This window comes from Marinoscillum pacificum (assembly GCF_024714495.1).
In the GTDB taxonomy this organism is placed as follows: domain Bacteria; phylum Bacteroidota; class Bacteroidia; order Cytophagales; family Cyclobacteriaceae; genus Marinoscillum; species Marinoscillum pacificum.
In genome coordinates, this window is sequence record NZ_JAMZMJ010000019.1 from 13,299 (window position 1) to 37,197 (window position 23,899).

The 23,899-nt window shown below is 40.6% G+C and carries 19 protein-coding genes; 6 read left to right on the forward strand and 13 right to left on the reverse strand.

The annotated features are described in order from the left end of the window. Window positions 1-54: 54 nt before the first annotated feature. The 5 genes from NXS00_RS25135 to galK form a co-directional block, all read right to left on the reverse strand. A complete protein-coding gene (locus tag NXS00_RS25135; protein ID WP_258102055.1) occupies window positions 55-1,074 on the reverse strand; it encodes a FecR family protein in 1,020 nt (339 codons plus the stop codon). Between the two features lie 129 nt (window positions 1,075-1,203). Beyond that, window positions 1,204-1,878, reverse strand: a complete 675-nt coding sequence (locus NXS00_RS25140; protein ID WP_258102056.1) for an RNA polymerase sigma factor — start codon at window positions 1,876-1,878, stop codon at window positions 1,204-1,206. A gap of 191 nt (window positions 1,879-2,069) precedes the next feature. Further along, window positions 2,070-3,062, reverse strand: coding sequence for a UDP-glucose 4-epimerase GalE (galE, locus tag NXS00_RS25145; protein WP_258102057.1), 993 nt, complete (start codon window positions 3,060-3,062; stop codon window positions 2,070-2,072). Beyond that, complete coding sequence (locus NXS00_RS25150; RefSeq protein ID WP_258102058.1) at window positions 3,059-4,096, reverse strand: UDP-glucose--hexose-1-phosphate uridylyltransferase; 1,038 nt, start codon at window positions 4,094-4,096, stop codon at window positions 3,059-3,061. Before NXS00_RS25150 ends, galE begins: the two co-directional genes overlap by 4 nt. Before the next feature lie 7 nt (window positions 4,097-4,103). Then, window positions 4,104-5,264 (reverse strand): galactokinase, encoded by a 1,161-nt coding sequence (galK, locus tag NXS00_RS25155; RefSeq protein ID WP_258102059.1) that lies wholly within the window; start codon window positions 5,262-5,264, stop codon window positions 4,104-4,106. A gap of 79 nt (window positions 5,265-5,343) precedes the next feature. On the opposite strand from galK, the gene NXS00_RS25160 reads away from it, so the two are divergent. Then, on the forward strand, window positions 5,344-6,036 hold the full coding sequence (locus tag NXS00_RS25160) for an NUDIX hydrolase (RefSeq protein ID WP_258102060.1): 693 nt from the start codon (window positions 5,344-5,346) through the stop codon (window positions 6,034-6,036). 14 nt (window positions 6,037-6,050) lie between these two features. Here NXS00_RS25160 and NXS00_RS25165 read toward each other — a convergent pair whose 3' ends face one another. Next, the gene (locus NXS00_RS25165) at window positions 6,051-7,085 is read right to left on the reverse strand and encodes a proline iminopeptidase-family hydrolase (RefSeq protein WP_258102061.1); all 1,035 of its coding nucleotides are present in this window, start codon (window positions 7,083-7,085) and stop codon (window positions 6,051-6,053) included. A gap of 236 nt (window positions 7,086-7,321) precedes the next feature. Here NXS00_RS25165 and NXS00_RS25170 point away from each other — a divergent pair, with 236 nt between their 5' ends. The 3 genes from NXS00_RS25170 to NXS00_RS25180 all read left to right on the forward strand — a co-directional run bounded on the left by NXS00_RS25170 (window position 7,322) and on the right by NXS00_RS25180 (window position 9,570). Further along, a complete protein-coding gene (locus tag NXS00_RS25170; RefSeq protein WP_258102062.1) occupies window positions 7,322-8,239 on the forward strand; it encodes an energy transducer TonB in 918 nt (305 codons plus the stop codon). Window positions 8,240-8,361: 122 nt separating this feature from the next. Continuing rightward, window positions 8,362-8,922, forward strand: coding sequence for a hypothetical protein (locus NXS00_RS25175; RefSeq protein ID WP_258102063.1), 561 nt, complete (start codon window positions 8,362-8,364; stop codon window positions 8,920-8,922). A 57-nt stretch (window positions 8,923-8,979) separates the two neighbouring features. Further along, window positions 8,980-9,570 carry a hypothetical protein gene (locus NXS00_RS25180; RefSeq protein ID WP_258102064.1) on the forward strand — a complete coding sequence of 197 codons (591 nt, stop codon included), beginning with the start codon at window positions 8,980-8,982 and terminating at the stop codon, window positions 9,568-9,570. Window positions 9,571-9,640: 70 nt separating this feature from the next. Here NXS00_RS25180 and xylA read toward each other — a convergent pair whose 3' ends face one another. Both xylA and NXS00_RS25190 read right to left on the reverse strand, forming a co-directional pair. Then, entirely contained in the window at window positions 9,641-10,963 is a 1,323-nt protein-coding gene (xylA, locus tag NXS00_RS25185) for a xylose isomerase (RefSeq protein WP_258102065.1), read from the reverse strand. 2 nt (window positions 10,964-10,965) lie between these two features. Beyond that, a complete protein-coding gene (locus tag NXS00_RS25190; RefSeq protein WP_258102066.1) occupies window positions 10,966-12,447 on the reverse strand; it encodes a xylulokinase in 1,482 nt (493 codons plus the stop codon). Window positions 12,448-12,552: 105 nt separating this feature from the next. On the opposite strand from NXS00_RS25190, the gene NXS00_RS25195 reads away from it, so the two are divergent. Together NXS00_RS25195 and NXS00_RS25200 are read left to right on the forward strand one after the other, a co-directional pair. After that, complete coding sequence (locus tag NXS00_RS25195) at window positions 12,553-13,230, forward strand: NUDIX hydrolase (protein ID WP_258102067.1); 678 nt, start codon at window positions 12,553-12,555, stop codon at window positions 13,228-13,230. A gap of 379 nt (window positions 13,231-13,609) precedes the next feature. Further along, entirely contained in the window at window positions 13,610-13,912 is a 303-nt protein-coding gene (locus NXS00_RS25200) for a GIY-YIG nuclease family protein (RefSeq protein WP_258102068.1), read from the forward strand. 176 nt (window positions 13,913-14,088) lie between these two features. Here NXS00_RS25200 and NXS00_RS25205 read toward each other — a convergent pair whose 3' ends face one another. From NXS00_RS25205 to NXS00_RS25225, 5 genes are all read right to left on the reverse strand, one after another. Further along, a complete protein-coding gene (locus NXS00_RS25205) occupies window positions 14,089-14,946 on the reverse strand; it encodes an ROK family protein (RefSeq protein ID WP_258102069.1) in 858 nt (285 codons plus the stop codon). Next, on the reverse strand, window positions 14,943-18,017 hold the full coding sequence (locus tag NXS00_RS25210) for a LamG-like jellyroll fold domain-containing protein (RefSeq protein WP_258102070.1): 3,075 nt from the start codon (window positions 18,015-18,017) through the stop codon (window positions 14,943-14,945). The genes NXS00_RS25205 and NXS00_RS25210 overlap by 4 nt, the downstream gene beginning before the upstream one ends. 185 nt (window positions 18,018-18,202) lie before the next feature. After that, window positions 18,203-19,276 (reverse strand): LamG-like jellyroll fold domain-containing protein, encoded by a 1,074-nt coding sequence (locus tag NXS00_RS25215; RefSeq protein ID WP_258102071.1) that lies wholly within the window; start codon window positions 19,274-19,276, stop codon window positions 18,203-18,205. Window positions 19,277-19,323: 47 nt separating this feature from the next. After that, a complete protein-coding gene (locus NXS00_RS25220) occupies window positions 19,324-20,802 on the reverse strand; it encodes a RagB/SusD family nutrient uptake outer membrane protein (protein ID WP_258102072.1) in 1,479 nt (492 codons plus the stop codon). Between the two features lie 13 nt (window positions 20,803-20,815). Next, complete coding sequence (locus tag NXS00_RS25225; protein WP_258102074.1) at window positions 20,816-23,893, reverse strand: SusC/RagA family TonB-linked outer membrane protein; 3,078 nt, start codon at window positions 23,891-23,893, stop codon at window positions 20,816-20,818. Between the last annotated feature and the right edge of the window lie 6 nt (window positions 23,894-23,899).

Consider the following 23,899-nt stretch of genomic DNA (forward strand, 5'->3'; position numbering starts at 1 on the left):
TTATTTGTTTTAGGTTAATTGAGTAGACTCGCTAGAGCCTAGGTCTTTAAGAGGTCATTTTTCATCATAGATTAGTATAGTTTTTTGGTTTATTGAATACTTAAAATGAGAGGTGTAACTAATCCCTTCCAGTATTACTTCCAGGGATTTATTGAGGTACTGGCCACTGTAGCGCCCTTCCAGCTTCATACCTTTTTGGACTTCTATTTTTACACCGTACCAGTTTTCTAATTCTTTGAATATTTCAGGCAATGTTTGATTGTCAAATACCAGGACTCCTTTGGTCCATCCAATCCATGACGTCTCATCAAAGTGAGATTTTTCGATCGCTCCGGAGGCCACATCAAAGGTTCCCATGTCTTCTGGCAATAAGATCTCTGAACTTCCAGATTCTCCTTTTACTTCTACCCGTCCAGTTATCACAGCCACAGAAACGGTAGCTTCTTCGGGATAACTTCGCACATTGAAAGACGTACCTAATACTGTGGTCGTTAGTTTATTAGATTCGATTTCGAATGGCCTGGAAGGATCCTTTTCCACATCGAAAAAGGCCTCACCGAAGAGAGTCACCAACCTACTGCTATCTGTAAAGTGCTCAGGATAGACTAAAGAACTTCCAGCATTGAGCATGACAGTCGTTCCATCTGACAATTTGATCGTACGCTTCTGACCAGGCTCCGTTTTAGCAACCAACATTTTTACTGACTGAATCTCTCCTGAAGAATCAGGATTTAATACCAGAACAATCGCCGCTACCAGAAGCAAAGCAATTGTCGCGGCTAAACGCACGGTATACTTAGGTTGCCAAATAAACGTACGATTATTTCGATCTCGATTCGCTTTTAATACTGATTCAAAAACTTGAGTGTATTCTGCTTCGGATAAGCGTTGTTCTTCTTGATACTTGATAGACTTGACCAGCTCCTTGGCTTGTTCTACCACCGTGTGTTTTTCAGGATATGTTGATATCCACTGATTCCAGAAATGATCGTTCTCTTTATTGGGGTGCAAGACCCAACTCACAAAGAACTCATCCTGTAAAAAATCTTCTATATCGTAATTGCGGTAGTCCATCTGGTTTTCTTCCTTCTACCATTAAAAGGAACCAAACCCTTAAATGACCATAGCTTATTGAAATATTTATAATATATTCAACAATTTCAGCTATATCACATCACACAACACAATAAATCAACTAATAAATTACTGATTTGCCAACAAAGAAAGAGATAGCATCGTGAGGATTTCCTCTTTATGAGGACCTAAAATTTTACCTAAAGATTCGGTAGATCTGTAAATCAACGCTCTGGAAGATTTTACTTTGATTCCAAGCATTTCTGCGATTTGTTCATACTTCAACCCTTCGAAGAAGTACAAGACAAGCGCTTCTCGTTGAAGTGCAGGCAATTGATTGAGACTTTCCTGAATCAATTTTTCCTTTCGCTGATCCAACTGACCATTGATCCAGCGAGCCTCAGCTGATATGGTCACCAGGAAAGAATCTTTACTGGAATCATCTTCCACCTCTCTTCTGCGTTGTGATTTTTTGATCGCCTTTACGAGTTTATTTCTAAAACTCTTCATCAAATAAAACTTGATGGAAGAAGTGGCTCCTAAACGCTCGCGAGAGTTAATTAAATCAATGAATAAGTCTTGTAGCGTATCACGAACCAAATCACGATCATCAACAAATTGACAACCATAGTTAAATAATGTATTGGAATAGGTCCGATAAATATAAGTCAGTGCAGTTTCGTTTCCCGTTTTGAATCGCTCCCAAATTAGGTCTTCGCTCTCCTGATAAGTATCAGAATCTGCGTTAACCACCAAGGTTCTTTCCTTGGCGTTGGGTTGATGGTCGTGGGAAAGGCTGGACATATACGTAAATAATACGGTTATAAATTTAATAAATTTTCAACCAAAAAATGAAGAGATTTTATGATTTATTCAAAAACCATCAACCATACCGCTAAAAACGAAAAAAGCCGAACAAGAAACTCGTCCGGCTTTTTAACCCAATAAAAATGATGATCTTTAACTCAATAGATACACCAGTGTATCATCGAGTATTAATATTTCCCTTTGCGATCTCCTGATTTCCAGGCCCACGCCGTTTTTATGATTTCTTTTACGTCTTTGTATTTTGGATCCCAACCTAGTTTATCCAAAGCAAGTTTTGCATCAGCGATCAGCTTAGTCGCATCACCCTGACGTCTTCCTTCGTATTCCGTTGGCACTTCCTTGCCTGTAACCTCGGCCGCCGCATCGATCACTTCTTTCACCGAGTAACCAACACCCGTTCCCAGATTAACCGCGATGCTATCATTTCCTTTGCCTAAATACTCCAATGCTTTGATGTGAGCATCACCTAGATCGTTCACATGGATGTAATCTCTTACAGCAGTACCATCCGGCGTATCGTAATCAGTTCCAAATACTTTGATGGCTGGACGATCACCGTTGATCGCATCCAAAATCAAAGGAATCAAGTGAGTCTCCGGATCGTGATCCTCTCCAATCACACCATCTTCAGATGCTCCTGATGCATTGAAATATCTTAAGAATACATATTTCAAGTTGTAGGCAACTTCGTAATCTTTGATGATCTGCTCCAATACATACTTGCTTTTACCATAAGGACTTACTGGTACTTGTGGATGCTTTTCATCCAATGGCATGTATTCAGGATTGCCATAGGTCGCACATGTACTAGAGAAGATAAACTTCAAACATCCGTGATCTACCATGGTCTTCAACAAAGTCAAAGGCTTCACCACATTGTTCACGTAGTATTTGTGCGGATGAGAAACAGACTCTCCAACGTAAGCATAAGCCGCAAAGTGCAGCACCGCCTCAAATTGATGTTTTTCAAAAAGTGTATTCAACAACTCCTGATCTCCAATATCGCCTTTTACCAGCTCCACAGAATCATCAACGATTGCTTCCGGGTGACCGTATACCAGATTGTCTAATACTATTACTTCGTAGCCTTTTTGAACAAGCATACGCACGGTGTGTGAACCGATGTATCCTGCTCCTCCTGTTACTAATACTTTATTCATTGTTGTTTATAGTGTATTTCAGAAAGTGATCTCAACGTATTGGCAGCCATCTCAGCGGTAATGTCTCGCTGTGGATTGGCGAACATTTCATAGCCCACCATGAACTTCTTCACAGTCGCGGACCGCAGCAAAGGTGGGTAAAATGAGTAATGAAAGTGCCATCCTGTGTAATCTTTTCGATCAGTCGGGCGCTGCTGCATCCCAGCCGAATACGGAAAAGAAGTCTTAAACAAGTTATCATATTTGATAGTAATAATGGAAAGCATAGCGGCAAATGCTTCTTCCTCCGCTTCCGTCATATCTGTTACTGCTTGAAAATGACGCTTTGGAACGATCATGGTTTCATAAGGCCAAACTGCCCAAAAAGGCACCAGACAAACGAAGTGATCATTTTCAGCAATGATTCGCTCACCGGCAGCTAACTCCTGCTTCAAGTAATCTCCCAACATGGAGGTTCCTTTTTCTGCAAAGTATTTTTCTTGTGTAGCCGTACGCTTGGCTATTTCATTCGGCACACTACTTTGTGCCCAGATCTGCCCATGTGGATGTGGATTGCTACAGCCCATAATTGGACCTTTGTTTTCAAAGATCTGCACATTACCGATGTAGTCAACAGCTCCAAGCTCTTCGAACTGCTCCTTCCAAACTTTAACAACCTTAGTTAAATCCTCCACACTCATTTCAGGCATGGTTAGCGAGTGATTAGGCGAAAAACAAATCACTCTGGACGTACCTTTTTCCTCCAGAGAGCGAAGTAATCCATCATTATGCTCCTCCACTCCCTGATCCTCCATCAGCGCAGCAAAGTCATTCTGAAAAACATATGTCGATTCATAGGCAGGATTGTGCTCCCCTCCCATTCGCTCATTTCCAGGACAGAGATAACACCCAGGATCATAAGTTGGACGCTTGGCTTCTTCTACATCCTCGGTCTTTCCTTGCCACGGACGTTTGGTACGATGTGGAGATACCAGCACCCATTCATCCGTCAGGATATTGTACCGCTTGTGCGGCTTTTCAATATTTAAACTCATTGCTGAATTAAATTCTTTTGACACCATCGGAAATCACCACCTTAATCGGAGTGATCTCTTTATTGAATTGTTCTTTGTACGCTGCACTCAATTCTGAGATGAATTGATCTTCTGAACCTTTATTGACCAGGTTAATGGTACAGCCTCCAAAGCCTCCTCCCATCATACGCGCACCAACAACATCCTCGCGATTGTTCGCAAAGTCTGCCATGAAATCAATTTCAGGACATGATATCTCGTATTCTGAACGCATTCCTTCCTGTGCAATGGTCAAGATTTCACCAAGTGAATCAATCTCACCAGCCTCCATCGCTTTGGTCATACTCATCACGCGCTCATTTTCCTCTATCACGTACTTACATCTTTTGTACACGACATCAGAAAGTTCAGATTGATGGGCATTAAGTTGTTCTAACGAAACATCCCTGAGAGACTTTACCCCTGGAAAATACTTTTGCAACAAGCTAACTCCCTCCTCACATTGCTTTCTACGAATATTATATTCAGAATCAGCGAGATTGTGCGACACATTGGAATTGCACAAAACAATGATATGGTCCGTTAATTCAATTGGGAAATGTCTGTATTCCAGAGACTCACAATCCAACAGCAATGCATGATCAGCTGACCCCATCATGCTGGCAAACTGATCCATGATTCCACACATCACTCCAGAATAATTATGTTCTGCTTTTTGAGACATCTTCACCATTTCCACTTTTGGAATGGATAACTCAAAAAGCTCATTCAAGGCGAAGCAAGTTCCACACTCTAGGGCTGCAGATGAGGACATTCCAGAACCTTGAGGCACATCACCAGAAAACACGATATTGAACCCAGACACTTCACGTCCTGATTTCTGAATCTCAGCCACAACCCCCATCAGGTAGTTGGCCCAGGGCTTCTCTTTGGTTGGTTGAAAATCGTTGATTGAAAACTCATACGTCTGGTCCATATCAAGTGAAACCAGCGTAGATTCCGAAGAACCTGATTTAGCTACAGCCAAGTAAATGGCCTGATCTACGGCAGCCGGAAGTACAAATCCATTATTATAATCGGTGTGTTCGCCAATTAAATTGATCCTACCTGGTGCTTTAATAACGATGGGCTCTACACCAAATCGTTGTTCAAATGAGGATTTAACCTCATTTAATATCTTTTCATTCATCAGTTTGGGATATGATTATTAATTATAAACGTAAATTTAACGTTTAATAAAGTAAATACAAAATACTATTTTTGAATTAATGACGTATAATCACCCCAAGATATTGGTCGCAATCGACTGTTTGGTATTCGGTTACGACACGACGGAAAACAATCTGAAGGTTCTTTTATTCCAACGAGAAGTGGAGCCTTTTGCTGGCGAATGGTCGCTTATTGGAGGTTTTGTCAATGAAGATGAAGATCTCTCTGATGGAGCTGAACGTGTATTGGAAAAATTCACAGGACTAAAGGATGTCTTTTTGGAACAGCTTTCAACGTTCGGTAAAGCTAATCGCGATCCAGGAGGCAGAGTAGTATCCATTCTCTATTGGAGCTTGATCAAACTGGATGACCTACATAGAGACATTGCTAATGAGCATGGGGCCAAGTGGTTTGACCTGGATCAGTTGCCGGAATTGGTTGTTGATCATTCTGAGATGCTCAAGCTGGGAACAGAACAACTGGTCCATAATGCCAAAAGTAGACCCATTGGATTTGAGCTATTGCCAGAGGATTTTACATTGCCACAACTAAAGCAACTGTACGATGCCATCTATGGTAAAAGCATCGATGACCGCAACTTCCGTAAAAAGATCTTGTCTACAGATTTACTGATCAAAACAGACAAGAAAGATAAAACGACATCCAAGAAGGGAGCCTTCGTTTATCGATTTGATACGGAGAAATACAACGAGCTAAGAAAGCAAGGTTATCACCTGGATTTGAATGTTTAATAAGTTAGCTAAGATTATTGAACCGACTTAATAAACTCAATTAGTCCCTTGAAGTACGTCTCCTGATCGTCATACATGGAAAAGTGGCTTCCCGTAGGACAATGCAGGTACTCACCATTTTGAACAGATTCGGCGATCATCTTCATATGCTCAGGATCCATGGTATCATAAGCTCCACCAATACTTAAGGTTGGAACTTTTATTTTGGAAAGGTCGGCAGTTCTATCCCAGTTTTTCAGCTTGGCATCACCCACTATCCCAAACTCACTTGGACCTTGCATGGTCACGTACATGTCCATATTGATATTCGCAAAACCACGATTAACAGGATCTGGCCATTGATCCATTGGCATCCTCAACACATGCTCTGGATAGTAATGTTCATAAATGAGTTCGGTATATCTCGGATTGGAATAGTCCTCATTGGCTTCTAGCTCTCTGATCTCAGCCAATACTGCTGAATCTAATTGCGGTCCCAACACATTATTGGCATAGTCAACATAATCCGGAATGGAAGCCATCATGTTGGAAATGATCAATCCCTTCATGTTGTCTTGATATTTAAGTGCATATTCCATTCCCAGAATACCACCCCAACTATGTCCAAGCAGAAAGAAATTATCCTTATCCAAACCTAAAGCAAGTCGCACTTGCTCTACTTCCTCCACAAATCGATCAATGTTCCACAAGCTGGTATCAGAAGGCTGGTCACTGTAAGCCGACTCCAGCTGATCGTAGTAATAATACTCGATTCCGGCCTCAGGTAGAAACGAATCAAAGCATTCAAAATACTCATGAGATGCTCCTGGCCCACCATGAAGCAAGAGCAATTTCATTTTAGGATTATTTCCGACTCTCTTTGTCCAAACATTGAAGGTTCCACTTGGCGTTTCAATTGGAATCATTCTCGCACCGCCACTCAGCTTATCTGATTTACCAGAATAATCCAGATAGTCATTAGATTTTACTTCAGTCTGATTGGACTCAGGAGCAGAACAGGAAGCGATGAATAAAAATGCAACAAGCGAAAAGAAATAGATTGCCTTCATGGACTAAGTTATTTTGAGTTGATGAAACTACGGGTTTAAGTGAGGGAATGCAAATTCTTAGTATTCCCTTACAGCAATGGTCCCAGCAATATAATCAGGTAGTGACCTTGATTTATCATCAAACAGCATGGTGACAATTTCTATCAAACCCCAAAGCCAAAATATGAATTGTAAAACTATCTCTCTCCTCGAAAACTGATCGATTAAACTATATTTGATCAACTAAATGATTAACTATGAAGGCTTTCCTGACTGTATTAATAGTAATATTCCATTTCTCCGGTTATTGTCAAACAATCGTAAAGGCTGAAAAAACAGCTTATCAATGTATTAATCACACTATAGGAGTAAAGAAAAAAGAACTAAAAAATCTCAAAAAATTATATAATTTCTTTAAAGCAAAGAATGAAAAAAATGATCAAGACTTTTCTTCCATCGACGAAAAAGAAATAGTAGAAATATTGCTAAATAGTCCACTTTTCATAGACAACAACCTTCAAGAACAACTTCTGATTAACTGTTTGAGTAATTCCTACAACCAAAAGGACATAAATATAGACACCACATCAACCTATCATCAGACTCTATTTTTATTACAAGACCTAAAAAAGAATTCTCAAAAAACCAGAAACCAATCCAGCAATTCTAGAATAAAAAAGATTGAAGATGTCCTAAGTCAAGAAGAACTTAAAAGTGAATTATTTCAAGCTATATATGTTCTATTGATGTTAGATATTGTAAAGGATTCCGAACTTTTAGGTGAATCTGAAAGGAATCAGCCAGAATACATGGAGCTTCCCTCAGGTGAGGTTGAAGATGAAATTGAGATTAACATAACAGTTCCAACTGATGTTCCTCCTTGTGGAGATCCAGACCTTATCTATACGATAGTCGAAAAAGCTCCAAAATTCACAGGAACATCGATTAAAGATTATTTCCAGATTAGATCAGAAGACGTTAAAGGAAAGGTATTTATCAAGTTCATAATTGACTGCACAGGTGTACCTTATGATTTTCAGGTAGTCCAGTCATTGTCACCAAAATCAGATGAAATGGCAATGAACTTAGCAAAGCAAATGCCTGCATGGACACCAGGAATCCAAAGAGGTAAAAGGGTCAAAGTCACCACGGTAGTGCCTATTATCTTTGATTAAGATTCTTATATAAATAACGCAGTTTTACCGAAGAAAGTAACTAGCAGCTACAATACACCCATAGAAAAGCTTATCATTTGACTGGGTCAATTAAAAAGATACTGAAAAGCAAGTCCGTCATAGTGGCATTGATACTTCTTGTTGCCGTGAATACAACTTTTGCATGGGAACAATTACCCTCGGGATGGGATTTTTTACTTACGCTTTTTCTAGCTTGCATCTGGCTTCTTACATTATTGATATTTCTTTGGAAACTTGTAACATTCGCTCAAAATGCAAAGAAGAAACGAGAGAACGGTATCAACCTAATCATCTTAGGTAGTGTACTTCTTTTTTGTTTTCTCTTCCCTTTGGGAGTAATAAAAAGCAGTGACTTTGATCCAGAGCCCTATTTGATAGCGAGTCGTGAAGGTGCTGCAAATTGTACTTCAACCATCACTCTTGGCATAGACAGCACTTTTGTTCAAAGAGTTGTGTGTTTTGGTGTTGAAAAGCAAACTGGCACTTATACCATTAAAAATGATACGGTCTTTTTAAGATTTCGCAATGATGAAAATCGAAGATTTGGTGTTATTGAATGGAATGAAGACCAAAAAAAAGACGATTATGGATACCTCAATCATTATGGAAAGTTGCCTAATGACAAACCACTTCCAATGAGCATATTATATCTGAAGAAATGATTGCATCACATTATGGTTGGTGCTTACTAATTTAACATGCCAATTTAAATTAGACCAATGCTACTCACCTTACTCCTATTAATTCTTAGTCCACCTATCCCAAAGGATTCAATTAATATTCTAATCATCTCCTCGTGTAGTGTTGAAGTGGATGAGCAATTAATAGTTGAGGCCGACAACTTTCTAAACCATTGTGATTCCCTCTCACAACTTGCCAAAAGAATGGGAATTATCGATTCGCTTGAAGCTAGTGGAGATAAGCGAACAGCTGCATTCAAGACCGTCAATCTAGAAAATATGCTATCGTTTGAGTTTAGTGCAATTCTGGAATTTAATTGCTCTAATTATTTCTCGGAAATCAACATAGAAATAATTGAGTGTAATTCAGAAGATGCTGATCTTAACTCATATGACTTTGTAATTGAAATAGATCAACTCAAATACCTCCAAGAAGGTGATCTCTACATGCTAGAAGCTCATTTAAGAACCACAAACTTCTTTAATGAAGGCCAAGTGTCTTTTGATGACAAAATAACCATCAAATCAGATTTTCATGGTTTTGAACAAGAGTTTGAAAACATGGGGATTAGTATTATTCATTCATTGAATATGGCTTTCACTAATAAGGTTGTATATACTATTCTCTAAGAACTAAAAAACCTCACAGCCACCAGCCATGAGGTTTTGTAATTAGTATAAAGAAGTGTTTTTAAATTTCTTAGATGTAATTATTAATAATGTTTTCAAACAACTCTTGTTTTCCGCTCTTCAACTCCGTGTTGTCGCCAAGTTTTGCTAACTGCTCCAAAGTCAGTTTTCCTGTCTCAAATTCCTTGCCATTTCCACTATCAAACGAAGCATAACGCTCAGCTTTCAGTTTTGCATAGCTTGAATCTGTCAAGATCTTATCTGCGGTAATCAATGCTCTAGCAAATGCGTCCATACCTCCAATGTGTGCATGGAAGATATCGTCCAGATCAGTAGAGTTTCTTCTGGTTTTCGCATCGAAGTTGATACCGCCACCTTGTAGACCTCCTACTTCTAAGAAGATCAACATCATCTCAGTCAACTCATTCAAGTTTGTTGGGAATTGATCAGTATCCCATCCATTCTGATAGTCTCCACGGTTAGCATCCATACTACCTAAAAGACCTGCATTTGCCGCAACCTGCATTTCGTGCTGCATCGTATGCTGTGCTAGAGTTGCGTGGTTTACTTCCAGGTTCAATTTGAAATCATTCATCAAATTATGCTCTCTTAAGAAGGCAATCACAGTTGCTGAATCGAAATCATACTGATGTTTGGTAGGCTCCATTGGCTTTGGCTCAATGAAGAATGTTCCTTTGAATCCTTGAGCTCTTGCATAATCTCTCGCCATCGTTAAGAACTGAGCCAGGTGATCCTGCTCACGTTTCATATCAGTGTTGAGCAGGCTCATATAACCTTCTCTACCACCCCAGAACACGTAGTTTTCACCATTCAATTTGATGGTAGCATCCAAAGCACCTTTCAGTTGGGCTCCAGCTCTAGCAACTACGTTGAAATCAGGGTTAGTTGATGCTCCGTTCATGTATTGTGGATTGGAGAATAGATTGGCAGTACCCCAAAGCAATTTCACACCAGAAGCAGCCATTTTCTCTTTTGCATAGTCTGTGATGAAGTCCAGACGCTTTTGAGACTCGGCCATCGTATCTGCCTCATCAATCAAATCAAAATCATGGAAACAGAAATATGGCGCACCAATTTTAGTAATGAACTCAAAACCAGCATCCATTTTATCTTTAGCAGCCTGGTATGCATCTGCATTGACACTCCAGGGAAACTCCTTCGTTCCCGGGCCAAATGGATCGCCACCAGTTCCACATAGTGTATGCCAATAAGCAATAGCAAATCGGAAATGCTCCTTTAGGGTCTTACCTGCTACTACCTTGTTTTCGTCATACCATTTAAACGCTAATGGATTGTCAGACTCTCTTCCCTCGAACTGGATTTTTCCAATTCCTTTGAAATATTCTTTATCTCCTAATAAGATATCACTCATGGTTATTTGTTTAAGATTTTGATTAATTCGTTTTTCCAGCTTTGGTAAGCTTCCTGATAATTTCCAGAAGCCGGCTGATACACTTTCAAAATGGTGTCCCCAGCTACAGCTTCTGCTAATGTTTTATAATACCCCAACCCATACGCGGCACCTCTCGCTGCTCCTATAGCACCTGTGGTTTCTACCATTTCGATGGGTGCTCCTGAAAGTGAGGCAATCGTGGTACTGAAAATATTGGATTGGAATAAGTTGTCATTTCCTACTCTTAGTTTGTTGATATCCAAACCAAGCTCTTGCATCACTTCCATACCGTACATGAAAGAGAATGCAATTCCTTCCAATGCAGCGCGATAAAAATGTGACTGTTGGTGTCTATTGAATTGAAGACCGAGCACAGTAGCTCCTGGATCCTGGTTTGACAACATTCGCTCTGCACCATTGCCGAAAGGCAACATCCGCAAACCATCAGATCCTATAGATATAGCAGAAGCTTTTTCTTCCATTTCCGGATAAGACAATCCATTTTGAGCGATCATCTGACGAACATATCGGTATTGACTTCCTGATCCATTGATACAAAGGAGCACTCCAATACGAGGATCTGCTGAAGTATGATTGACGTGAGCAAAACTGTTGACGCGTGATTTTGGATCATAAACAGGCTCACCCTGCACTCCATATACCACACCAGATGTACCACCAGTTGCGGCAATTTCCCCAGGATTGAAAACTCCCAAAGAAAGTGCATTATTTGGCTGATCACCAGCACGGTACGCAACATGGATACCCCCACTTAATCCTAATATATTGGCCGCTTCTGAAGTTAAGGTTCCTTGCTCTCCGAATGTTGGTACGATAGTAGAAATAACACTCTCATCAAATCCGCAAGCATTCATCAGAGGCTTGGATAACTCTTCGTTCTTAAAGTCCCAGAAAATACCTTCAGATAATCCAGAAACAGTAGTAGTACAAAGTCCAGTGAGCTTCATCGCCACATAATCCCCTGGCAACATGATTTTGTGCACTTTGGCAAAAAGCTCGGGTTCATTATCCTTTACCCATTTGAGTTTAGCGGCTGTGAAATTACCTGGAGCATTGAGCATGTGCTCGTTGCTTCGTTCCTCGCCAATGATTTGCAAAAGCACGTCTCCTACCGGTACCGCTCGACTATCACACCAAATAATGGAAGGCCTAATAACATATAAGTCCTTATCCACCATTACTAATCCATGCATTTGATAAGAAATACCAATTCCTTTTACTTTGGAAGCATCGATTTTGGCTTTATCCAAAACCAGACGAGTAGCCTTTTGGACACATTCCCACCACATTTCAGGGTCTTGCTCGGCAAATCCAGGCTGTGGACTGCTTATTTCTAGTTCGGTCTCCGGATAATGTGCCACGGCTAGTTGACGATTAGTTTCGCCATCCAAAAGGGCCGCCTTGACGCTGGAACTACCGATATCGTATCCGATAAAATACATTTTTAGTAAGTTGTTGTACCCAAATATAACACTTATAGTCTTTTTGACTATTACTTGTTGAAATTTATTTATCTTAGTATTGCGTTGGATTAAAAAAACACGACTGTGGAGCAACAAATTATGGACGACCTGTCCATAGACTGTGTCATATTTGGTTTTACCGATGAACTTAAAGTTTTGCTAGTAAAACATGCAGAAGGAATTAGCAAAGGCAAATGGGCCTTGCCTGGTGGATGGATCACCTATGATGAATCACTGGATCAGGCTGCTAATCGTATCCTCAATTTACTGACAGGTGTAGATAATTTGTTTTTAGAGCAGCTGAAAGCTTTCGGCTCAGTAGAACGTTTCCCTTCTAAACGTGTGGTTACAGTCGCTTACTACACTTTAATTCGAGATTCAGATTATGATGTTGTAGCTGGGTTTACTGCTTCTGATGCGCAATGGTTCTCGATCAATGATATACCTGACCTACCTTATGATCATCAGGAGATCTTGCAATATGCCTGGGATCAGCTAAAGCACAAAGTGAAGCAGGAGCCAATTGGATTTAACTTATTGCCAAAGAAATTCACCTTACTTCAATTACAAAACCTATACGAATCAATTCTTCAGATTAAGTTAGATAAGCCGAACTTTCGCAGAAAGATGCTCGGCATGAAGTTGCTGATCGATTGTGATGAAAAACAAGACAATGTCTCTCATCGTGCCGCCAAACTTTATCGATTCAACGAGGAAGTATACCAATCGCTGAAGGAACACAAGTTTGTATTGGATTGGTGATTATCACCAAACGTCATTCCCCGAATTTGAGGATCAATAAAAAATCTTCCTCTTCATCAATTTAAATTCTAGGGGAATCTATTTTGCCACAAGAATTGGACTCCCTTAGAATCAGTCATTGTTCTTCCAAATCATGAAATAAGTCCTATGATTCAGGGAGTGACGATAAATTAATACACGTCATTCCCCGAAATTGAGGATCAGTAAAAAATCTTCCTCTTCATCAATTTAAATTCTAGGGGAATCTATTATGCCTGCATAAATTAGACTCCCTTAGAATCAATGATAGTTCTTCCAAGTCATGAAATATACCGCATAATTCAGGGAGTGACGACAAAAGGTGTTTTGAATAAAACCACAATCCTCCTATCTTTTAAAAATGAGTGCAAAAGGCGGCTACACATACATTGTTTCCAATAAATCGAGGACAGTCCTATATACTGGTGTCACAAGTAATCTTTATAATCGGATATGGGAACATAAAAATGGGTTTGGCTCCGCATTTACTGTAAAATATAAATGCCACGATTTAGTCTATTTTGAATTTCATCCAACGATTCAGGATGCAATTCACAGAGAAAAGAGGATTAAAAAGTACACAACAGAAATGAAAGACAAACTCATCTATTCTTTTAATCCTAAGTTATCAGACCTTTTTGATCAAGTACAAGAATTGCAGTAAGGTCAAATTCGTCATTCCCTGAATATAATGATCGATAAAAAATCTTCCTCTTCATCAATTTAAATTCTAGGGGAATCTATTATGCCTCCATATTTTAGACTCCCTTAGAATCAATGATAGTTCTTCCAAGTCATGAAATAAACCGTATGATTCAGGGAGTGACGAATTTCAGAGTTTCATCTGTGTAAAGAGGCTGCTCCAATAATGGCAGCTTCTTCTCCTAGTTCAGCGCACTTAACAGGAATGGAAATATCATTATCCCCTAGTATCTCGAATACACGAGGCATAAACAATTGGGAAGACTTCATGATATTGCCTCCAACTACAATCACCTCAGGTTTCCGTTGCTGCGCAAAACCTACAATGAACTCGCCAAAATTTTGAGCAAACTCTAAAAATAATGCCCGCGCAACTTCATCTTGATCATGGGTAAGTGCCATGTCTTTCACAGACTTCTTATTCCCAGTCCGAAGTACATACTGTTGTTCAAACCACAACGTAGAAATGTAATCTTCGGCCACACCATCCTTAAAAGGAGAACACCACATGGAAGCATCGTCAGCAAGGGAATTTTCCATGAAGGCAGTACCAATACCTGTACCCAAAGTCATTCCAATACCTCTGGAATATTTACGAGCAGCACCACTTACAGCCTCTCCTTGCAAGAAACAGCCAGCATCATTTTTCATCAAAACATCTGTGGTTGACAAATTCAACGATTCGGCGAGCAGCTCTTTTACATTGAGACCATATAGCGCTTCATACTTGTTGTTATCCTTAATCAATGCAATTCCTTTTTCATAATCGAACGGACCAGGCATGGCAATCCCCAATTTGGTTGCACCACAAAAATTGATACAAGATGTAATAACCGTCCCCCAATTTTGAATAACCTCCTCTACTGAGCCTTTAGAATTCACCTCTCCTCGGAAAGTTCCTTCAGTAATAATTTTGCCAGATGTTAAATCAACGGGTGCTACGGTAATGTGTGAGCCACCTATATCTATTCCAACTACAATCTGTTGTTTGTTCATCTTTTGATAATCAATGAATGTCCTAATGAACTAGATGATGTTCTAATCAAATACACTCCTTCTGGAATATCTCGTACATCAACAGTCACAAAGGACGCATTTTGGTTTCTGGTTAGTACTGCTTTGACCATTCGTCCAGAGAAATCATAGAGCTCTACCTGATCACCAGCACTCACTTTTATTTGTACAGATGAGGTTGCAGGATTAGGATAAATAGTCATATTATCAGCTGTCAAGCCTGTTACAATTTTTGGTGACCACTCACTAAGAAGATTCACCATGCTTTCTGGATCAAATGCTTCATCATATATACGAACTTCATCTAAGGAACCCCTAATATCGTATAGTTCATCTCCAGGAAGTCTCTTACCAACAGTGATCGCAACGCTCGATTGGTTCAACTGCCCGGAATGCGCAATAAAAGCATTCAACATCCCATCTATATACATCTGCATACTAGAGCCATTGTAAGCTACCGCTACATGATACCATCGATCGACCTCCATTTCCTCGCTGCTGTCCAAATCCTTGATACCAGTGGTAGTATTGACTGTCCATCGAAGTTTTTTATCAGCTGTAGTAGATAGTTTCCATCTCTGCTCCCAGCTACCATGTGAAATCAAAAAACGCTCTTCCGAGAAATTTGTAAACTTCACCCATAGTGATATTCCTATATGATCACGGAAATTAAGTTCATCAGAATTGGTTACCAATAACTCATGTGAAGGACTTGACAGTCGTAAAGCTTCTAAAGCCGCCTCCTCAGGACCTTCCACATAATTTCCTCCACTCAACGAGGTGCTGAAATTGTTTACACTTTGATCAGATACGGTTTGATTCATTGACAACTGAAGCAAAGGTTCAGAAAGTTCATGCTCATCCACAATTAACAGATCTTTTGTAGCACTACTGGATTCGGTCCCATTGGAAGCTGTAAGCATCAGAGAAACAACCCCCTCCTCCACTGAAGTCACTTCAATAGATGCACCATTTTCAGAGACTATCGTTCCTCCTGTAACCGACCAATCGTATGTCAATTCCAAACCCTTAGGATCAGTCACTGAAGCATCTACGGTAAATGTAGTTCCGAGACGAAACCAGTTACTTTCTGAAGTAATAGCGTTAATTACTGGTGGTTCCGGAATCAACTCCACCACCTCAATAAATAAGCTATCTGAAACGGATTGACCTCCGGAAGTAGCGATTACCTTGATTTTCACATTTCCTAATTCAGCAGGCATGTAGCTTAGTTCTGACGCTGAAGCTTCTTGCAATTCATCATTAACAAACCATTGATAGCTCACAGATTCAGCACCAGAAGTGGTGCAATAAATAGCAGAAGTGGTACCTAGCTCAAGCTGATCCGTAGGTGACGCCAAGCTTTTAATTCGGACTTCTGAGGTGAAGTCATACCCATAATGGTAATCGACGATATCTTCTCCAGTATATAACTTTCCGTTAACCTCCTCCAATGCAGAACCTGGTGGTAACAAACTCACAAGAATTACACCTTTAGCGGGAATACTGATCGTTTGTGATCCATTGACATTGGTCTGAATTACTGTTTCAGAAATGGCATCGTATAGATCATGAGATTCCGTTCCAACCTCCAGAGTTATTGCTTTCTCCTGATCATATGGATTGAAATACAAATAAGTTGAAAACTCATTGGCGCTATAAAAATCAGTTGCATTCACATTTATCTGCAAGATGCCCTCAACATTCGTTTCATCGATCAACGCGCCCAAATATCCAACATGAGAAGAACCATATAAGCCTAAATTGGTCTCTGCCCAGCCTGCTCCTTTGGAATCTCCTTGTGCATACAGATCGGTTCCTTCCCAGGTTTCTTTGATCGCCTCATAAGCAATGACCGAATGTGGATCATTGGCCTGACTCCAGGCATAATCGGATTGTTGATTTTCAGGCAAGTATTTGGAATAAAAAAGTCTACTAGCATTAGCTACATTGAGAATCCATTTGGCAATGGACTTTGCATATCGCTTGTCGTATTTAACCAAAGGAGCTAATGAAGCTGCTTGCTGGAAGCCATTCATCAAAAAGACATAATCATTGCCCTGATCATTGGCTTCACCTATCAGTCCTGAAACATCTTCCCCTCCCCAGGTGCCTACAACACTGCCCCAGCCACGCAGATCTCCACGATCAAAACACCAGTTGAGTAGCTTATTTATATCATAATTTGCACCAAACTCAGCGTTTAGCTTAGCGGCTGTTAGCACACCGTAAGACAACTGCAATTCGTAAGAAGGATTCTCAGTTTCTGAGTTAAGAAAATCCAGAGCCCATTGTGCTCCAACTAAATATTTTTCATCTGAAGTATGCTGATAAGCTTGATATAATATCCAGGCAATCGCTCCAGATGCTTCAGGTTCTTTGACACCTTCATCCAAAGGCTGCATGTCTGTTAAACTCCAGGCACGATAATTCATTTCCGGTTGAGTCCATGGAGCATCATTCGCTCCCATTGCCTCCACAGCCGCCAACCAGCGATCCGCCACACTGATGAATTGATTTTCAAAGCCATCAGTAGAAGGGTACAAATCATACAATTGATAAAAGAAGACGTTAGGCATGGTTTCATACCACCAATCATGACCAGAGTTATCGGACGGCCCATTGAGGTATACCAATTCTTCATTTTTGAGATTATAGAAATCTCGAACTTTTGTTACCCAATCAATATTGAACTGGGAAGTTTTATCAGCACCAACGAGTGTAGCACCTACAATGGAAGGAATAATGTTGATAGCTTCTCGCTGCTGTCCATGAGAACTAGACCCAACATAGCTATCCATAAAAATAGGCTGAATCTCAGGGTAATTGATTCCCTCTGAGCCTAAAGTAACAATAGGAAGATGCTCACCTTCCTGAGAAATATTAAAGACCAGACTATCATACTTTCTAGCCACATCCTTCCAATCCCGCATAGTATATGTGGAAGGTAGATCTGGCATCTGAGCTACTCGATCAAGTTCAATTTGCTGAGCATTCAGTAATTGACCAGTCAATGTGAACAAAGCCAACAGGCATAAGTAGATTTTTCTCATAGGTCTGGATGGAAAATAGACTGTCTCACAAGGTGTCATTTCGTCTTTGGAGAAATCTTTCTAGAATTTTAAAGTCTTAATATTCTGAAGAGATAGATTTCTCTAGTCGAGCACCTCGTTACCTCGAAATGACATTATTTAGAACCTTTGAGACAGTCTTAATTAAGTATTAAATGGAATATATATTACTCGGCTACTTTCTCTACATCATAGATAGATGCAATCTGTGTAGCAGTAAGTACTTTGTTGTAAATACGAACTTCATCCAAAGAACCTTTGAAGTATCCACCCCAATCCACGTAGTAAGGACTTGACTCATCAGTTGAGTAAGTAGAAGTTGGTAAGTCCTGACCGATTGTCAAGTTAACTGGCGCATCAGCAATAGAAATAGCAGTACCTGGGGTATTGTCCCACTTTTTGATTTCCTGACCATTTACATAGAAAGTCATTTCACCACCACCGAATGATACAGCAACGTGCAACCATGAACCTCTTGGAAGCTCAGGTGATTCGTTATCTCTATCATAATATGCAGGATCCGCAGCACCATCCACATCAGCTTTCACAGTCATAAAAGCTTTATTTGCTTCTTGCAATTGCAACTTGTAACCGTTCCAACGGTTCATTGATACCATGTAGTTATTCGCCCAAATATCACCTTCATCGTCGGCATTTACCCACAGAGAAATCGTCATATTTTCAGGATTCAATGCAGTAGAATAAGGGATTTCTACGTTAGCTCCGTCACCAAAGTGAAGTGCCTTAGCAGCATTACCATATCTATCTGTAGTCCACTCAGGAGAACCTGCACCCCAGTTGCTGTGACCAGTTGTCAGTGTACCTGTTCTTTCGTTTCCAGAAAAATCTATTGTAGAAGTACCTTCACCTTCATCGAATGTCCAGTGACCTACCAATGCATCCGGCTCAATAGCAATAACTTCTTTTGCCTGGAAATCGATGATCGCCTGATTCAACGCTGTAGTTGCATTATCAACTGCCGTTTGAGTAACATCCTCAGATGCATTTACTTGTTCTGCAAGATCAACAGCAGCTTCCAATCCTGCTTTTGATCCAATCTGAAACTGGCCTTCAGCAGTACCTTCAACGCTCGCGTCCAATACGGTATTCGCTTCTGTAATTTTCGCTGCAAGCTGAGTTTTATCAACTTGCACCTCTGGATCATCATCCGAACAAGAAGCAAGAATAGATACCGCTACTAGCGAAAAGACCCATAAAAAGTGTTTGAAATTTGTTCTCATATTCATCTGTTTTTTAGATTATGTGTTTTGATGGTTATTAAGATTTATTAATTGATTGCTTGATTGATATCCGTCTCAGCCAGAGGCAACAAGAAGTACCTATTGGCCTCATAGCTGAAATCGGTGGTTGCAGAAAGAGCCGCTTCAGCAGCGGTTTTCCCGTATCTCATGAGGTCATAGTATCTGTGAAACTCTAACCCCAGCTCAACTCTTCGCTCATGACGTATCGCCTCACGAAGTTGATTGGTATCTGTAGTGGTCACTGCTGGAAGCAAGCCTGCTGGCAATGCTCCAAATCCAGTAAGATCTTCATCATGTAAATAGCTTTCTCTCGCTCGCTGGCGCACTGCATTGAGTGGAGCTAAAGCTTCAGAACCTCTACCCAATTCATTCAGAGCCTCTGCTTTCATGAGCAAAACTTCCGCATAGCGCATGTAGACATAGTTCAGTCCACCATCTCCTTTGGTTCCCTTTGGCACTTCTGCTAGCGGCTGCAAATGTTTTTTGCTAATAAATCCTGTTGGTGACCAGGTCGGAACAAAGTCCTCACCGTTCAACCATTTGGTTCCTTCTCGACCTACTGAGTAGTCCAATCTCGGGTCAACGACTGCCTCTCCGGTTTCTTCAAATTCATCGACAAAATCCTGTGTAGGAGAGTTAAAGAAATAGCCATTCTCTGGCTGTGGAGCAAAGTATTGATTTAAGTAAGATCCTAACTTTGGAGACATCCCTGTGAGGTGTCGAATAGCAAATACGGTTTCTGAATTATCTTGATTTCCCAGAGTGAAATTGTCTGTATACAATGAAGTCAATGCATAAGAACCAGCAGACTCCAATTCGGTGATTGCATCTAATGATCCCTGATAATTTCCTTGAAAGAGTCTGCATTTAGCCAATAAACCCCAAGCTGCACCTGAAGTTACGCGGCCACTTGCTGATACTGGTAAAATGCTTGCTGCTGTTTCCAGATCTTCATCAATCTGCGCATAGATAGTTTCCACACTACTCAGTGGAACATGTATTTGATTTGAAGTCAGTGGAGGCAACAATTTCAATGGTACTTCTCCGAAGATGTTTACCAAATGGAAGTAGAAATACGATCTTAGAAACAGCGCCTCTCCCTGGATTTCTCCTTTTCTCTCCGCATCCATGTCAATATCAGGAAGACTGGCCAGCAAATAGTTAGCCCTCGTAATACCTTCATAGTAATGCTTCCAGATATTGTTCAAGTAAGCATTACTTGGCTGATAGGTGAAATCATCAATGAACTGAATGTCATTTTGATCTCCAGACTGACCACCTTTCACAGCATCATCGGAAGCCACATCACCAAATACCCAAAGGTGGTTGCGAACATCACTGAAGGAAACGGCATTGTAAATTCCGGTCAATGCCAACTCTGCATGATCCTCCGTTTGATAAAACGTAGCGTTGGAATAATTGCCTTGTAGATCTTCTTGCAAAAAGTCTTCACATCCAAATAAGAATGATCCGAGCAATGCGATAGATAGAATATTTTTTCTCATGATTCTTATGTGTTTAGAAGCTTAGGTTTACACCGATATTGTAAGAGCGAGCGGATGGATAAGTACCCCAGTCGATGCTTCTTGCCATGTCTCCATCACTGGTGGCATTGTCACTGGTAGTCATCTCAGGATCCAGCCCATAGTATTTCGTGAAGGTCAATAGGTTCTGTGCCGACACATAAACTCTCAGTCGGGTCAAGTGCAGTTTATCCAATGTTGCTTGAGGGAAATTGTATCCCACCTGAACGTTCTTCAATCGAGTGTAAGATCCATCTCTCAGGAATCGAGTAGAGATTCTGGTGTTGTTATTCGAACCACTCCAGGACGCTCTTGGATATTCATTAGATGTACCCTCACCTGTCCAGCGATTGTCGTAATACTCTTTGGTTAAGTTGAATGGCCTGTAGAATCCTTCAATATCATGGAATGCCACATTGTAGATATCAAAGCCGTAGGCGCCCTGGAAGAATAAAGTCGCATCGAAATTCTTGTAATTAGCCATAAGATTAAGTCCAGCTGTGAACTTTGGAATTGGACTACCTACATGCGTACGATCCTTTTCATCTATGTAGTTATCGCCATTCTGATCTTTGTATTTCACATCTCCCGGACGAATGTTGCTCCCCTGATAGGCACTCGTTGAAATATCCAGTTGATTCTGGAATATCCCTTCCATTTCATACATGTAGAATGATCCAATAGAGTGGCCTTCTTCTGTTCTCGTGGTGTAGTTGCTTCCGATCGCTCCACCAGAAATGAAGCCATCCATGCTAAGTACCTCGTTATGAAGATATGCTCCGTTTCCAGAGATATTGAAGCTGAAATCATTGTAAGTCTTTCTGAAACCTAAAAGCAACTCAATACCTTCATTCAAAATCTCACCATTGTTCACCCAGGCAGCCGAAGCATACCCCGCACTTGCAGGGTTTGGCGCTTTTACCAGCATGTCTGTTGTCAACTTGTAGTAGTAGTCCACTGAACCATACAATACACCTTGTTTGATTTCGAAATCCACACCTGTATTGAACTGGTTGCTGGATTCCCATTTCACCTGGTTGTTACCCAATTGAGTTACTGCATAGCCATCATTATATGATGTACCAGTGAACGGGTAATTGTAGTTTGGACTAATCAGATCAGAATAGGCATAGTTTCCAATCTCCTGGTTACCAATTTCTCCATATCCCACTCTTAATTTCAATTGAGAAATCAGGTCTACATTTTCTAGAAATGCTTCTTTGTGCAAGTTCCAACCTCCTGAAACCGCATAGAACGTTCCCCATTTGTTCTCAGACGCAAAGCGTGAAGAACCATCTCTTCTTACAGAGGCACTGAACTGGTATTTATCATTGAAATCATAGTCAACCTTACCGAAGAAAGACAACAGGGTGAATGCATATCGACCTTCACTTACAGCAGGCTCGCCCATTCCATTGCCTAGATACACCAAATTCGGATCCTGATCTGGGAAGTCTCTTCCTGTTTGGCTTGAAAAATAGCCTTCTGTCTTTATCGCTTCCGATCCAACCAATACACTGAATCGATGACTATCTAACTTTTTATCAAATTGAAGAACGTTGTTATTAGTCCAGGAAACTGCGCTGTTATTTTGCACATTCAATCGATTCGGGTTGTTGATTCGATCGTTGGAACCCCAGTTTCTGTCAAACCTTCTTTGCAATCCATCTTCTGAATCAAAACCAAAGTTAGAGGTCAGTCTAAGATTCTCAGCGAATCGAACGATTCCGAATACTTTTCCAAAGTATCTGTCTGTAGTTCTGTTGTTATCTGAATAATTGGCCAATCCAACAGGGTTGTAACCATCTCCGAACATCCCTGGATACTGCGGAAGATCTACATAATCACCATTTTCGTCATAAATTGGAATGGCAGGAGTTCTGAAGAAAGCATATCGAACAATACTTCCACCGTTTCCACCAGCTCCATCTCCAGAACTTCCAATAATGCTTCTGTGCGATCTTGATACATTCAAATTCAATCCCGTAGTGAACCAATCATTCATTTTCGTATTTAGATTGATTCTACCTGACAATCGATCGTAATCACTTCCAATAATGATCCCCTCCTGATCGAAGTAAGTCATTGATAGCAAGTACTGAGTCTTATCGTTTCCGCCACTTGCTGTGATGCCGTAGTTCTGCATAACTGCAGTTCTGAAGATTGCTTCCAGGTGATTTTCATCTGGTAATCCGGCTGCAATTTCATCAGTGATTAAAGCTCTTTTGAATAAGTCGTCTGAAACGAAAGCATTGTCATTGTTAGCCGCTTCATTATACATTTCGATATACTGATCACGGTTGGTCATCTCTGTCAGCTTACCGTGTGTTTGCACACCAACCTGAGAGTTGATGGTGATCATGGAGCGATCTTTTGATCCCTTTTTGGTAGTAATTAAAACGACACCATTGTTGGCACGAGATCCATAAAGAGCCGCTGCAGATGCATCTTTCAGAATAGTAATCTCTTCGATATCCTGTGGAGAAAGGATGTTCAACACTTCACGTGTGGGCACACCATCTACGACATACAATGGATCGTTGCTACTGTTCAATGAACCGATACCTCGAATCCGAACCGATACTCCTTCACCAGGAGCACCAGTGACTTGTGAGATGTTCACACCAGGAGCACGACCCTGCAATGCCTGATCAATACCCGCAACTGGAAGAGCGTTCAAATCCTTTCCTTTCACCGATGCCAAAGCACCAGTTACATCTGATTTCGTTTGAGTGCTATATCCAACAACGATTACTTCCTCTAGCTGTTTGTTGTCCAACTCCAGACTAACATCTATGCGAGTTTTACCTCCCATTGGAATGATCTGAGTTGCATAACCGATGAAAGAGATCACTAAATTGGCATCCTGTAAGGAATCCGGAGCCGAGAACGCATAGTTTCCCTCATAGTCAGTGATGGTTCCGATCGTAGTATTTTGGATGAATACGCTGGCACCAATTACTTCCATACCGGTTTCATCGATCACCTTTCCTGTGACTCGCTGCTGTGCAGACACTGACCAACTCGCCAGCATCAGACACATCATGAATAGTAACTTGTATATTTTCATCATCTTTTG